General features: G+C 69.2%; 11 protein-coding genes. 8 read left to right on the plus strand and 3 right to left on the minus strand.

What is annotated here, in order from left to right:
* Positions 1-3: 3 nt before the first annotated feature.
* The 4 genes from AC0L6Y_RS05670 to AC0L6Y_RS05685 all read left to right on the plus strand — a co-directional run bounded on the left by AC0L6Y_RS05670 (position 4) and on the right by AC0L6Y_RS05685 (position 5570).
* Complete coding sequence (locus AC0L6Y_RS05670; protein WP_473557432.1) at positions 4-414, plus strand: preprotein translocase subunit YajC; 411 nt, start codon at positions 4-6, stop codon at positions 412-414.
* 99 nt (positions 415-513) lie between these two features.
* Entirely contained in the window at positions 514-2241 is a 1728-nt protein-coding gene (gene secD, locus AC0L6Y_RS05675) for a protein translocase subunit SecD (protein ID WP_473557437.1), read from the plus strand.
* Positions 2241-3248 (plus strand): protein translocase subunit SecF, encoded by a 1008-nt coding sequence (gene secF, locus AC0L6Y_RS05680; protein ID WP_473557442.1) that lies wholly within the window; start codon positions 2241-2243, stop codon positions 3246-3248. The genes secD and secF overlap by 1 nt, the downstream gene beginning before the upstream one ends.
* Positions 3249-3317: 69 nt before the next feature.
* Positions 3318-5570: a RelA/SpoT family protein gene (locus AC0L6Y_RS05685; RefSeq protein ID WP_473557448.1), complete on the plus strand. Its 2253-nt coding sequence runs from the start codon at positions 3318-3320 to the stop codon at positions 5568-5570.
* On the opposite strand, the gene AC0L6Y_RS05690 is transcribed toward AC0L6Y_RS05685, so the two are convergent.
* From AC0L6Y_RS05690 to AC0L6Y_RS05700, 3 genes are all read right to left on the minus strand, one after another.
* Positions 5557-6153, minus strand: a complete 597-nt coding sequence (locus AC0L6Y_RS05690; protein ID WP_473557453.1) for a type IV toxin-antitoxin system AbiEi family antitoxin — start codon at positions 6151-6153, stop codon at positions 5557-5559. The genes AC0L6Y_RS05685 and AC0L6Y_RS05690 overlap by 14 nt on opposite strands.
* Positions 6154-6233: 80 nt before the next feature.
* Positions 6234-7466, minus strand: a complete 1233-nt coding sequence (locus AC0L6Y_RS05695) for a DUF349 domain-containing protein (protein WP_473557457.1) — start codon at positions 7464-7466, stop codon at positions 6234-6236.
* Positions 7467-7544: 78 nt separating this feature from the next.
* The gene (locus AC0L6Y_RS05700) at positions 7545-8330 is read right to left on the minus strand and encodes a peptidylprolyl isomerase (protein ID WP_473557463.1); all 786 of its coding nucleotides are present in this window, start codon (positions 8328-8330) and stop codon (positions 7545-7547) included.
* Positions 8331-8444: 114 nt separating this feature from the next.
* Between AC0L6Y_RS05700 and AC0L6Y_RS05705 the strand changes: the two genes are divergently transcribed.
* The 4 genes from AC0L6Y_RS05705 (at position 8445) to alaS (ending at position 13740) form a co-directional block, all read left to right on the plus strand.
* The gene (locus AC0L6Y_RS05705; RefSeq protein WP_473557469.1) at positions 8445-9779 is read left to right on the plus strand and encodes a replication-associated recombination protein A; all 1335 of its coding nucleotides are present in this window, start codon (positions 8445-8447) and stop codon (positions 9777-9779) included.
* A 173-nt stretch (positions 9780-9952) separates the two neighbouring features.
* Positions 9953-10582 carry a 30S ribosomal protein S4 gene (rpsD, locus tag AC0L6Y_RS05710; RefSeq protein WP_294178895.1) on the plus strand — a complete coding sequence of 210 codons (630 nt, stop codon included), beginning with the start codon at positions 9953-9955 and terminating at the stop codon, positions 10580-10582.
* 198 nt (positions 10583-10780) lie between these two features.
* Positions 10781-11008, plus strand: a complete 228-nt coding sequence (locus AC0L6Y_RS05715; protein WP_473557474.1) for a hypothetical protein — start codon at positions 10781-10783, stop codon at positions 11006-11008.
* Between the two features lie 74 nt (positions 11009-11082).
* Complete coding sequence (gene alaS, locus AC0L6Y_RS05720) at positions 11083-13740, plus strand: alanine--tRNA ligase (RefSeq protein WP_473557480.1); 2658 nt, start codon at positions 11083-11085, stop codon at positions 13738-13740.
* Position 13741: the final 1 nt, after the last annotated feature.

Below are 13741 nucleotides of genomic sequence, written 5' to 3' on the forward strand. Positions count from 1 at the left end.
CCCATGGATCCACTGACAATCGGCCTGTTCGCGCTCATCGCGGTCATGATCTTCTTCATGTTCCGCAACTCGCGGAAGCGTCGCCAGGAGGCGGAGGAGCTCGCGCTCAAGATGGTTCCCGGCGCCGAGATCATGACGCAGCACGGCATCTACGGAACGCTCGTCTCCCTCGATGAGGAGAAGAACGAGGCGATCATCGAGACGACTCCCGGCACCCAGCTGCGCGTGCACCGTCAGACCCTCGCGCGCGTCGTCGAGCCGGAGGTCACCGAGGAGGAGGACGCCGAGGTCGAGTCCTCGGAGCCGACCTACTCGCTCAACGAGGACACCGCGATTCCGGCGGAGCCGGAGTTCGGTGAGCGCACCGACGAAGCGAAGCCGAAGCGCGCCCCGCGCAAGAAGGCCGCGGAGTAACCGCTAACCTGAGGTGCTCTCCCGGTTCGGCCGGGATGAGCCCCCCGGCCGTTGCCGGGTGCCCGTTGCACGCCTGAAAGAAAGCAGAGCCGCCCCGTGGTGACGACGACGAGATCGACCCCGGTCCGCAAGGCCTGGAGATCGCTCATCTGGCTGGTCGTGATTTTCGCGGTCCTGTTCGGAATTCAAGGCGCGGGTGCGCTGTTCTCCAACTGGGGCTGGGCGCCGAAGCTGGCCCTCGACCTCGAGGGCGGCACCGCCCTCACCCTCACGCCGCTGCTGGCGGAGGGGCAGGAGGTCTCGCAGGAGCAGCTCGACCAGGCGGTGGCGATCATCCGCCAGCGCGTCGACGCTGCCGGCGTGGCCGAGGCCGAGATCTCGACCCTCGGTGTGGGCACCGAGCAGAAGATCGTCGTCAGCCTCCCGGGTGAGCCGGACGCGGAGACGCTCGCCCGCATCCAGTCGTCGGCGAAGCTCGAGTTCCGCGCCGTTCTCGCCGCGGATCTGGCCTCGAACATCGTCGTTCCCGACCCCACGGAGACCGCCTCGCCCGAGGACGGTGACAGCACCGACACGGACACGGAGCCGACCCCGGACCCGACGCCGACGGATGCGAGCGACCTGGCCTGGATCACGGACGAGCTGCAGGCCGAGTTCGACACCTTCGACTGCACCACCATCAACGCGGCCGAGACGAACATCGCTCCGGCGGACGAACCGCTGATCACGTGCGACGACATCGGCTCGGTGAAGTACATCCTCGGCCCGGTCGAGGTGACCGGCGAGACGATCTCCGACGCGACGCACGGCCTCGTGACCACCTCGACGGGCGCGTCCACGGGCCAGTGGGCGGTCAACATCGTCTTCAACGACGAGGGCACCGACCAGTTCGCCGCGGTGACCACGCGACTGATCAGCCTCTCCGGCGTTCAGAACCAGTTCGCGATCGTGCTCGACGGCCGGGTCATCTCGGCGCCGACCACCAACGCCGCGATTACCGACGGCCGACCGCAGATCACCGGAAGCTTCACCGAGGCGAGCTCGAAGTACCTCGCCGACCAGCTCAAGTTCGGTGCGCTGCCGATCGGATTCCAGCTCGAGAGCCAGGAGACGATCAACGCGACGCTCGGTGCCAACCAGCTCGAGAGCGGCATCCTCGCCGGGCTCATCGGTCTGGCGCTCGTCGTCGTGTACTCGTTCTTCCAGTACCGAGCGCTCGCCTCGGTCACCATCGCCTCGCTCGTGGTGGCGGGAGCCCTCACCTACTCGGTCATCACGATCATGTCCTGGCACTACGGCTACCGCCTGTCGCTGGCCGGCGTCGCGGGTCTGATCGTCGCGATCGGCTTCACCGTCGACTCGTTCATCGTCTACTTCGAGCGCATCCGCGACGAACTGCGCGACGGTCGCGGACTCGTCGGGGCGGTCGAATCCGGCTGGAAGCGCGCGCTCCGCACGATCTACGCGGCCAAGGGCGTCAACCTGCTCTCGGCCATCGTGCTGTTCATCCTCGCGGTGGGCAGCGTGCGCGGCTTCGCCCTCACCCTCGGCGTCACCGTCATCATCGACGTGCTCGTCGTCGTGATCTTCACCCACCCGATGATGCAGCTGCTCGCCACGACGCGCTTCTTCTCGAGCGGACACCCGCTCTCCGGTCTCGACCCGCAGGCGCTCGGTGCGGTCTACCGCGGTCGCGCCGAGTTCCGGTTCAGCTCGGAGGCCCGCAAGACGGGCGCGAACCGCGAAGCGCAGCGTCGCCAGACCATCGCCGAACGCAAAGCCGCCGAACTCGCCGGGACTCCGCGCGACGGCGGGAAGGAGTCCTGATGGCGGCCAGCATGCTGACCCGGTTCGGCAACGACCTCTACACCGGTGAGCGCTCGGTCGACTTCGTCGGCAAGCGCAAGATCTGGCTCACGATCGCGGTCGCGCTGATGACGATCGCCGTGCTCGTCCCGTTCGTGCGCGGCGCGGGCGACTACGCGGCCGGCTTCAACTTCGGCATCGAGTTCCGCGGCGGTTCGCAGTTCCAGGTGCTCGGCGTCTCCGACACCGACCCGACGATCGCCGAGGACGCGATCCAGGAGATCGTGCCGGACACGGTCGTGCGCGTCACGACCGTCGGCGGCGACGGCCTCCGGATCCAGACCGAGCAGGTGACCAACGACGAGACGCAGGAGATCGCGGCGGCCCTCGAGGTCGCCTACGACACCGACTCGATCACCAGCTCCTTCGTCGGCGCGACCTGGGGCGCCGACATCACCCGGCAGGCACTGGTCGGACTCGGCACCTTCGTGCTGCTCGCGGCGCTCATCATGGCGATCTACTTCCGCACCTGGAAGATGTCGGCGGCCGCCATGCTGGCGCTGCTGCACGACCTCGTCATCACGGTCGGCGTCTACGCGGCCTCGGGCTTCGAGATCACGCCCGCCGCGGTCATCGGCTTCCTCACGATCCTCGGCTACTCGCTCTACGACACCGTCGTGGTGTTCGACAAGATCCGCGAGAACACGAGCGAGCTCGGGTCCGACGGACCCCGCACCTTCGGTGAGACGGTCAACCTGGCGGTCAACCAGACCCTGGTGCGCTCGATCAACACGAGTGTCGTCGCCGCTCTGCCGGTCGCCGCGATTCTGTTCCTCGGCTCGTTCGTCCTCGGAGCCGACACGCTCCGCGACATCTCGCTCGCGCTGCTGGTCGGCATCCTGGTCGGCACGTACTCCACGCCGTTCATCGCGGCGCCGCTGTACGCGCTGTTCCGTCGCCGTGAGCCTGAGATCGTGTCGCGCGACAAGCGCGTGATCGCCGCGCGCGAGAAGACCGTCGCGGCCTAGTCGCCGCGCGCAGGTTCGCCACCTCCATGACTCGTAGAATCAACTCATGAAGGCGGAGACGAGCGCGCGATGACCGAGACGCAGGCACAGAGCTCCGCCTCACTGCGGACGATTCTTCCCCGCCTGTTCTCGCGCGCCCAGCCGGCCGGCTCGGTGGAGCGGCTGCTGCGCACGGTGCGCTCGCACCACCCCAAGGCTGATCTCGCGCTCGTCGAGCGCGCCTACAAGGTCGCCAACAAGGCCCATGCCGGGCAGACCCGCAAGAGCGGCGAGCCCTACATCACGCATCCGGTCGCGGTCGCGCAGATCCTCGCCGACCTCGGGATCGGCTCGAAGACCCTCGCCGCCGCGCTGCTGCATGACACCGTCGAGGACACCGACTACGGGCTCGAGGAGCTGCGCGCCGACTTCGGCGACGAGGTCGCGATGCTTGTCGACGGCGTCACGAAGCTCGACAAGCTGAAGTACGGCGACAGCGCCCAGGCCGAGACCGTCCGCAAGATGGTCGTCGCGATGAGCAAGGACATCCGCGTCCTCATCATCAAGCTCGCGGACCGCCTGCACAACGCCCGCACCTGGGGCTTCGTTCCCGCGGAGTCGGCGCGACGCAAGGCGCAGGAGACGCTGGAGATCTACGCGCCGCTCGCGCACCGGCTCGGAATCCAGACCATCAAGTGGGAGCTCGAGGACCTCAGCTTCGCGATCCTGCACCCCAAGCTCTACGTCGAGATCGAGAGCATGGTGCGCGAGCGCACCCCGCAGCGCGAGGAGTTCGTGCAGCAGGTGATCGACGCGGTCACGGAAGACCTGCGCGAGAGCCGCATCAAGGGGCAGGTCGTCGGTCGGCCCAAGCAGTATTACTCGATCTACCAGAAGATGGTCGTGCGCGGGCGCGAGTTCAGCGACATCTACGACCTGGTCGGCATCCGCGTTCTGGTCAACAACATCCGCGACTGCTACGCGGTCCTCGGCTCGATCCACGCGCGCTGGAACCCGATTCCGGGACGGTTCAAGGACTACATCGCCACCCCGAAGTTCAACCTGTACCAGTCGCTGCACACCACCGTGATCGGCCCGCAGGGGCGTGCGGTCGAGATCCAGATCCGCACGCACGAGATGCACCAGCGCGCCGAGTTCGGCGTCGCCGCGCACTGGAAATACAAGGAGCGGATGGCCAACGGCCGCGCCGACACCAGCACGGGCCCCGACACCGAGATGGCGTGGCTGGCCCACATCAGCGACTGGCAGTCCGAGACGGCCGACCCGGGGGAGTTCCTCGACAACCTGCGCTTCGAGATCGGCGCGAAAGAGGTCTACGTCTTCACCCCGCAAGGCAAGGTCATCGGCCTGCCGGCGGGTGCCACGCCGGTCGACTTCGCCTACGCGGTGCACACCGAGGTGGGCCACCGCACCATGGGGTCGAAGGTCAATGGCCGACTCGTTCCCCTGGAGAGCGTGCTCAACTCGGGCGATGTCGTCGAGGTCTTCACCTCCAAGAACCCGGATGCGGGACCGAGCCAGGACTGGCTGAACTTCGTCAAGAGCCCCCGAGCCCGCAACAAGATCCGCGGCTGGTTCACGAAGGAGCGTCGCGAAGAGGCGATCGAACAGGGCAAGGACTCGATCGCGCGCGCGATGCGCAAGCAGAACCTCCCGCTGCAGCGCCTGATGTCGGCCGATGTCGTCTCGGAGATCGCGTCGCAGATGCGCTACGAGTCGGTCGAGGCGCTCTACGCCGCGGTCGGCGAGGGGCACGTCTCGACGCAGCACGTCATCGAGAAGGTGCTCGCCTCGATGCAGGCGGCGCCGGAGAACGACGAGAACGAGGTGCCGTTCACCTCGAAGGGCCGCGCCCGGCAGCTGCGCCCGAGCGACTCGGGCGTCCTGGTGCGCGGCGCCGACGACATCCTCGTCAAGCTCGCCAAGTGCTGCACCCCGGTTCCGGGGGACCAGATCGTCGGCTTCGTCACGCGCGGGGCAGGCGTCTCGGTGCACCGCAGCGACTGCACCAACGTGGCGGCCCTGCTCAACGAGCAGGATCGGATCATCGAGGTCGAGTGGGCGCCCACCTCCTCGAGCGTGTTCCTGGTGCAGATCCAGATCGAGGCGCTCGACCGCTCCGGTCTGCTCTCCGACGTGACCCGGGTGCTCTCGGAGCACCACGTCAACATCCTGTCCGCCTCGGTGAACACCTCGACCGATCGTCTCGCGATCAGCCGGTTCGTCTTCGAGATGGGCGACACCGTGCACCTAGACCGGCTGCTGAGCGCCGTGCGCCGCATCGAGGCCGTCTACGACGCGTACCGCGTCACCGGCGGCTGAGCCCCGGTTCGCAGGCGAGATCACGGAGCCGGCGCCGCGCCCGCTCGGCGTGGGTGAGGTGACGGCGCGAGTCCATCACCGCGCGCGCGGTCGGCGCGTCGATGCGGGCCAGCGCGAGGAGTGCCGCGACGATCTCGGGGGAGTATGCGCCGTCGTCGCGAAAGCGCGCCAGGTCGATCGCGGTGCGCACCGGGCTGGTGACGCGGCGACCCGCGATCGTGACGATCTCGTCGTCGGAGATCGCGACCTCGCGCACCGCGTCGAGGGCCCCCGGGGCGAGGCGGGCGCGCTCAGCAAGGCTCGCGCAGAACTCGAACCGCGCGGGCAGGCTGTGCCGCGCGCCCCAGACCCAGGCGGCGGTGTCCAGTTCGGCGATCAGTCGCGGCGAGTGCCGACCGAAGGCGCCGTGGATGCGGTCGGCGGCGTCGCCGAGGGCATCGGCCACGAGAAAGGCGTTGGCGAACGGGACGAGCGTCGCGTCCAGTCGCAGCGCGCTCAGCTCGGCGGCGGGAAGCTCGTTCGTCAGAACGTCGGGAAGGCGTTCGCCCGGGACTGCGGGCAGCGAAGCGTCGGTGACGGCCATGCCGTGAGCCTGCCGCGTCGCGCGCCCGCGCCGCCCCGTGCCGGGCGCATCCGTGGACAGCTCGACCTGGGGACGAGGACTCAGCTGCCGATCGCGCCGAGCCAGACCTTGCGCGCCGCGATGGCTTCCTCAGCCTCAGCGATCTTCTTCTTGTCGCCGCTGGCCTTCGCCTCGGCGAGTTCCGCCTCGAGCTTGGCGATCGCGCTCTCGAGCTGCGAGGCGAGTCCCTCCGAACGAGCCTGCTTCTCGGGGTTCGAGCGGTTCCAGTGGTCCTCATCGAGCTTGCGCACGTGCGTCTCGACCTTGCGCAGGCGATCTTCGATGGCGCGGAAGTGGTCGCGCGGAACCTTGCCGATCGCGTCCCACTTGCGCTGGATTCCCAGCAGGGTCTCCTTGGCGGCCGTTCGATCGGTCACCTTGAGGAGCTTCTCGGCCTCCTCGAGCAGCGCCAGCTTCTCGGTGAGGTTGCCGGCGTACTCCTCGTCCTCGATCGCCATCAGCTCGGCCTTGGCCGCGTAGAGCGCGTCGCCGGCCTCCTTGAACTTCGCCCACAGCGCGTCGTCGAGCTTCTTTCCGGCGCGGCCGGCGGCCTTCCACTCATCGAGCAGTCGACGGTACTCCGGGATCGCGTCGGCGCCCTGCGGGGCGAGCTTCTCGGCGCGCTCGATCAGCGCCTGCTTGCGCGCGCGGACCTCCTTGTGCTGCGAGTCGAGCTCGGCGAAGAAAGCCTTGCGGTGCGTCTCGATCGTGGTGCGCGCCGCGCGGAATCGCTTCCACAGCTCGTTGCTCTCGTTCTTGGGAAGACGGGGGCCGTTCTTCTGGTGGTCCTGCCAGCGCTCGAAGAGCGCATCGAGCTGGGCGCTCACCTGCTTCCACTGCGCCTTGGCGGGATCCGCGGCGGCGAGCGCCTCGGCCTCGGCGACAAGCGCCTCGCGCTCGACGAGCGCCTCGGCCACGGCGGCCTTGTTCTCCTCGAGCTGCTTCTCGGTGAGCTCGCCGACGGTGCCGCCGAGCTTCGTCAGGCGCTCGGTGAGCGACGCCAGGTCACCGACGGCGTTCGCGCCGGTGATGGACTCGCTCAGGTGCTCGACCGCCTTCGCGACGTCCTTCGCGGGAGCTCCGCCGCGCACGCGCTGCTCGAGCAGCGCGACTTGGCCCTCCAACTCGGTGAATTTCCGCGTGAAGTACGCGAGCGCCTCCTCGGGTGTGGCGTCCGGGTATTGCCCGACCGCACGCTCTCCGTCCGCCTCGCGGACGTACACCGTTCCCTCGTCGTCGACGCGGCCCCACGGGGCCTTCTCGTCAGTCGCCACTGGTCAATTCACCTCACGTCGTCGTCGGCGGCCTCTCGCCGGACCGACTCAGCCTATTGCACCGCCGTCGGCGTGCTCCTACTGCAGCGTGATCTGTGTGATCGTCGTGGCCACCAGCGGGCCGCCCGTGCCGTCGGCTCCGAGCAGTTCGGGGTCGATCCCGGCGGACGTGATCTGCTCGATCAGGTCGTCGAGCCCGCTCGTGACCGTGCCGAGCACGGTGTAGCCGCCCACCTCATCCGAGGGAATCGTGGAGTCGCCGTAGACGAGGAAGAACTGGTGGCCGATGCTGTAGTCGTCGCCGCTGACGCGGGCCATCGCGATCGTGCCGGCCGGGTAGAAGTCGTCGGCGGGTGCGTTCTCGATCGGGCCGTAGCTGAAGTCGGGGTCGCTCGAGCCGAGGCCGTTGATCGAACCGCACTGCAGCAGTTCGAAGCCCTCGCTGGTGGCGAGGCGGTGGCAGGTCTTGTCGACGTAGTAGCCGGTGTCGACGTCGGAGAGGAAGGCCGAGACGGCCTGCGGAGCCGCGGCCCCGTCGAGCTCGATCCCGAGCGCGACGTCGTTGAGGGTCAGCTCGCCCGTCCAGGTGCGGTACTCGGCGTAGTCGGCCGAGGGCACGCCGATGTTCTCGCCCACCACGGCGGAGGCGCTGGGCTCCGGCGTCGGAGCGCCCGGCCCGGCGGAGAAGTAGAAGACCTGCGTCGCGGCGGTGAGTGCGACCACGGCGGTGACGCCGAGCACGGCGATCACGTTGTCGCGCGTGCGGCGCGCCCGGGCGTGGTCGTGGACCTGCTGTCGTGCCGTGTAGGCCTTGAGGCGCTCGCGCACCTCTCGCGACTGGCGGTCCCTGTTCTTCGATGCCACGCGGTGCTCCTCCGTCCGGCCGCGCTCGCGCGGTCCACGAGAACTCTAGCCAGCGCGGTCCGCTTGGCGCCAAACGCGGGCGGCCGGGCTCCGACGGCGATTACGATGACAGCCATGAGCGCATCGTCGGGACTGCGAACCGGCGCCACGCCTCTCGCGGTTCGGATGCGCCCGACCTCGCTCGATGAGGTGGCCGGTCAGCGGCACCTGCTTCGGCCCGGATCGCCGCTCGTCAATCTCGCCAACGACCGCACGGGGGAGTCGGGCTCCGTCTCGGTCATCCTCTGGGGTCCGCCCGGCACGGGCAAGACGACGCTCGCGCAGGCCATCGCCCACAGCTCCGGCCGGCGCTTCGTCGAGCTCTCGGCCGTCACGGCGGGCGTGAAGGACGTCCGCGAGGTGATGGAGCGGGCGCACGCGGACCGCGATCTCTACGGGCTCTCGACGGTGCTGTTCCTGGACGAGATCCACCGCTTCTCGAAGGCGCAGCAGGACGCCCTGCTGCCCGGGGTCGAGAACGGCTGGGTGATCCTCGTCGCGGCGACCACCGAGAACCCGTCGTTCTCCGTGGTGGCGCCGCTGCTCTCGCGATCGCTGCTGCTCACCCTCGAGACCCTCAGCGACGACGACCTCGGCGTGCTCGTCGACCGGGCGGTCAGCGACCCGCGCGGTCTGGCGGGAGCCGTCGAGCTCACCGAGGACGCGCGAGCCTCCCTCGTGCGGCTGGCCTCCGGTGATGCCCGCCGCGCCCTGACCGCGCTGGAGGCCGCCGCGGTCGCCGCCGCGGCCGAGCCCCACGATGCCGAGACGCCGCCCTCGATCACCGCCGAGATCGTCGCCGACACGGTCGATCGCGCACTGCTGCGCTACGACCGTCAGGGCGATGAGCATTACGACGTCATCAGCGCCTTCATCAAGTCGGTGCGCGGCAGCGACGTGGATGCGTCCCTGCACTATCTGGCGCGGATGATCGAGGCGGGGGAGGACCCGCGGTTCATCGCCCGCCGGGTCATGATCCTCGCCGCCGAGGACATCGGCATGGCCGACCCGCAGGCGCTGCCGCTCGCGGTCGCCGCGGCGCAGGGCGTTCAGCTGATCGGCATGCCGGAGGGACGCATCCTCCTCGCCGAGGCCGTCGTCTACTTGGCGATGGCCCCCAAGTCGAACACCGCCTACCGGGCGCTGGATGCCGCGATCGCCGATGTGCGCGCCGGCCGCATCGGAACCATCCCGAGCCACCTCCGCGACGCGCACTATCCCGGGGCGAAGCGTCTCGGGCACGGCAAGGGCTATCGCTATGCGCACGACGCAGAGCACGGGATCGCCACCCAGGAGTACCTGCCCGAGCAGCTGCGCGGCACCCGCTACTACGCGCCGACCTCGCACGGCTACGAGCGCGATGTGGCGGCTCGGCTCGAGAAGATCCGGGCCATCCTGCGCGGAGAGTAGGCCGAGCCTCCGGTCTGGTAGGCTTGACCGGCTTGCCAGTGTCGATCGAGACCGTCGAGCGCATCCCCCTCTCTCATACCTCCGGTACGTGTCGACGTGCGGCCGGGAAGGTCGAGCGGGATGGACGTCTGTGAGGCGCGAAAGACGCGTCCACGTGGTGGAAGGATTCCCTTTTGGTTACCAAGTCCCAGGACCGTCGCAAGGTCCGTCTGTCTCGCGCGCTCGGCATCCCGCTGACGCCGAAGGCCGCCCGCTACCTCGAGAAGCGTCCCTACGCTCCGGGTGAGCACGGCCGCACCAAGCGCAAGGCCGACAGCGACTACGCGGTCCGTCTGCGCGAGAAGCAGCGTCTGCGCGAGCAGTACGGCATCCGCGAGAAGCAGCTGCGCATCGTCTTCAACGAGGCCCGTCGCACCCAGGGCCTGACCGGTGAGAACCTGGTCGAGCTGCTCGAGATGCGTCTCGACGCGCTCGTGCTGCGCGCCGGCTTCGCCCGCACCACCTCGCAGGCCCGCCAGTTCGTGACCCACCGTCACATCCTGGTCGACGGCAAGATCGTGGACCGCCCGTCGTTCCGCGTGAAGCCGGGTCAGGTCATCCACGTCAAGGAGCGCTCGGAGGGCACCGAGCCCTTCCAGGTCGCCGCTGCCGGTGGCCACGCCGAGGTTCTGCCCCCGGTTCCGGGCTACCTCGAGGTCGAGCTCGACAAGCTGCAGGCGCGTCTCGTGCGTCGCCCGAAGCGCGCCGAGGTGCCCGTGACGGCTGAGGTTCAGCTCGTCGTCGAGTACTACGCGGCTCGCTAGGCTCACGCCGCACTGCGTTTCGTCGAAGGCCCCGGGGTTCGCCTCGGGGCCTTCGCGTATTCCCGGCGCCGTATGGGATGCGGTGCACCAGCCGTTCGTCACGGCGCACTCCCTGCATCCGGGCGGTCGATGCCGACTAGGCTGGACGGGCGGCGCCATGACCGGCGTCCGACCACTTCGACGGAAGGATTCGCTCTCATGAAGAACGTTCTGCTGCTGATCGTCGGTGCCGCCGCGGGGTTTGTTGCGGCTCACCAGTTCTCCAAGACCCCGCAGGGCAAGGAGTTCTTCGCAGACGTCGACGCGAAGGCCAAGGACTTCGGCTCGGCCGTCGTCGAGGGCTACAAGGCCCGCGAGGCCGAGCTGCGTGAGGCCGTCGCCAACGCCGAAGAGGTCATCAACGACCTCACCAACCGCACCAAGTAGCGCCGCCCGCCGGCGCAGCGCCCCCGTCATCACCCTCATCAACCCGGCACCGCTGTGCCCGTCAGGATCACCCCGTGCAGACCGCTGAAATTCAACGCCGTTGGCTGACCTTCTTCGGAGAGCGCGACCACACGGTCGTGCCCTCGGCCTCGCTCGTCAGCGATGACCCGGCGCTCCTGTTCACGGTCGCGGGCATGGTTCCGTTCATCCCGTACTTCACCGGGGTGGTTCCGGCGCCGTTCCCGCGCGCCACGAGCGTGCAGAAGTGCATTCGCACGCTCGACATCGAGGAGGTCGGCAAGACCACCCGTCACGGCACGTTCTTCCAGATGAACGGCAACTTCTCCTTCGGCGACTACTTCAAGGAGCAGGCGATCACCTACGCCTGGGAGCTGCTGACCAGCTCGGAGTCGGATGGCGGGCTCGGCTTCGCCGAGAAGGACCTCTGGGTCACGGTCTACGAGGACGACGATGAGGCTGCGGCGCTCTGGAAGAGCATCGCCGGCCTGCCCGCGGAGCGCATCCAGCGCCTCGGCCGCGCCGACAACTACTGGCACACCGGCCAGCCCGGCCCCGGAGGGCCCTGCTCGGAGATCTACTTCGACCGCGGACCCGAGTTCGGGCCGGAGGGCGGCCCCGCCGTCGACGACACGCGGTACATCGAGATCTGGAACCTCGTGTTCATGCAGTACCTGCTCACCGATGTGACGAGCAAGGTCGACTTCACGGTGCTCGGCGAACTGCCGAAGAAGAACATCGACACCGGCATGGGCATGGAGCGCGTCGCCTTCCTCAAGCAGGGCGTCGACAACATGTACGAGATCGACCAGGTGCGTCCGGTGCTCGACCGCGCGGCCGAGCTGTCCGGACGCCGCTACGGCGCGGACCACGACGACGATGTGCGGATGCGCGTCATCGCCGACCACGTGCGGTCGAGTCTCATGCTGATGACCGACGGCGTCTCGCCCGGCAACGAGGGCCGCGGATACATCCTGCGTCGCCTGATGCGGCGGGTGGTGCGCGCCATGCGCCTGCTGGGTGTCGACTCGACCAGCTTCCCGGAGCTGTTCGCCGCCTCGCGCGACGCCATGTCTCCGGCCTACCCGGACGTGGCCGAGCACTGGGAGCGCACCTCGCGCCTCGCGTTCGGCGAAGAGGAGACGTTCCTGCGCACCCTCGCGGGCGGCACCACCATCCTCGACACGGCCGTCGCCGAGACCAAGAAGGCGGGCGGCGAGGCGCTGCCCGGCGACACCGCGTTCCTCCTGCACGACACCTTCGGGTTCCCCATCGACCTGACGCTGGAGGTCGCCGAGGAGGCGGGCCTCACCGTCGACCGCGCGGCATTCGACTCCCTCATGCAGGAGCAGCGCCAGCGCGCCAAGGCGGACGCGAAGGCCAAGAAGGGCCAGATCGCGGACCTCTCGGTGTACTCCGGGTTCCGGGCCGAGGGCGAGACCGTCTTCACCGGCTATGAGTACCTGGAGACCGAGTCGCGCATCCTCGGCATCCTGGTCGGCGGCCAGCCGGTGCTGAAGGCGAGCGCGGGCGAGATCGCCGAGGTGATCCTCGCCGAGACCTCGCTCTACGCGGAGTCCGGCGGCCAGTCGGCCGACCAGGGCTCGATCATCGGCAACGGCTTCGATCTCGAGGTGCTCGACGTGCAGAAGCCCGTCAAGGGCCTCATCAGCCACACCGTCCAGGTGCGCTCCGGCGAGGTCGCGGTGGATGACGCCGCGACGACCGTGGTGGATGCCGTGTACCGCCACTCGGCGGCGCAGGCGCACTCCGCCACGCACCTGATCCACGCGGCGCTCCGCGACACGCTCGGCTCCGACGCGCACCAGTCCGGCTCGTTCAACAAGGCCGGCTACATGCGACTCGACTTCTCCTGGAACCAGGCGCTCAGCCCGGCGACCCGGAGCGAGATCGAGGAGATCGCCAACAACGCGGTGCGCGACAACCTCGAGGTGACGACGCGAATCCTTCCGCTGGACGAGGCGCGCAAGGCCGGCGCCATGGCGCTGTTCGGCGAGAAGTACGGCGAGACGGTGCGCATGGTCGACATCGGCGGCCCCTGGTCGCGCGAGCTCTGCGCTGGCACGCACGTTCGCACCTCCGCCGAGATCGGCCTGGTGAACCTGGTCAGCGAGTCGAGCGTCGGGGCGACGAACCGCCGCGTCGAGGCGCTCGTCGGCATCGACGCGTTCCGTGAGCTGGCGGCCGAGCGCACCCTCGTCTCGCAGCTGACGAGCGCGCTCAAGACGCCCAAGGATCAGCTTCCCGGCCGGATCGAGCAGCTCGTCGCCGACCTCAAGGCCGCCGAGAAGAAGATCGCCGCCTTCGAGGCGCGTCAGCTGGCGGGCCGCGTGCCCGCCCTCGCCGACGCCGCCACGCCGATCGGCGACGTGATCGCCGTCGTCGACGACCTGGGGGAGCTCAGCTCCGCCGACGAGGTGCGCTCGCTCGTGACCAGCGTGCGCGAGCGCCTCGCGGCGCAGGCCGCGGTGGTCGCCCTCGCGGCACGCGTCGACGGCAAGCCCGTCGTGATCGTCGCGACCACGCCCGCCGCTCGTGAGGCGGGAGCCAAGGCCGGTGCCCTGGTGAAGGTCGCCGCGACGGAGCTCGGCGGCGGCGGCGGCGGCAAGGACGACATGGCGCAGGGCGGCGGCGCCAACGCGGCCGCGATCCCCGCGGCTCTCGACGGCATCCGTCGCGCGCTGAAGGGCTAGC

It is taken from the genome of Pseudolysinimonas sp. 10J20-29 (genome assembly GCF_055809595.1).

Excerpts from the sequence above, each read along its gene's own strand:
- AC0L6Y_RS05670 (WP_473557432.1), top strand. The coding sequence starts at position 4 with ATGGATCCACTGACAATCGGCCTGTTCGCGCTCATCGCGGTCATGATC.
- secF (WP_473557442.1), top strand. The coding sequence starts at position 2,241 with ATGGCGGCCAGCATGCTGACCCGGTTCGGCAACGACCTCTACACCGGT.
- AC0L6Y_RS05685 (WP_473557448.1), top strand. The coding sequence starts at position 3,318 with ATGACCGAGACGCAGGCACAGAGCTCCGCCTCACTGCGGACGATTCTT.
- AC0L6Y_RS05690 (WP_473557453.1), bottom strand. The coding sequence starts at position 6,153 with ATGGCCGTCACCGACGCTTCGCTGCCCGCAGTCCCGGGCGAACGCCTT.
- AC0L6Y_RS05705 (WP_473557469.1), top strand. The coding sequence starts at position 8,445 with ATGAGCGCATCGTCGGGACTGCGAACCGGCGCCACGCCTCTCGCGGTT.
- AC0L6Y_RS05715 (WP_473557474.1), top strand. The coding sequence starts at position 10,781 with ATGAAGAACGTTCTGCTGCTGATCGTCGGTGCCGCCGCGGGGTTTGTT.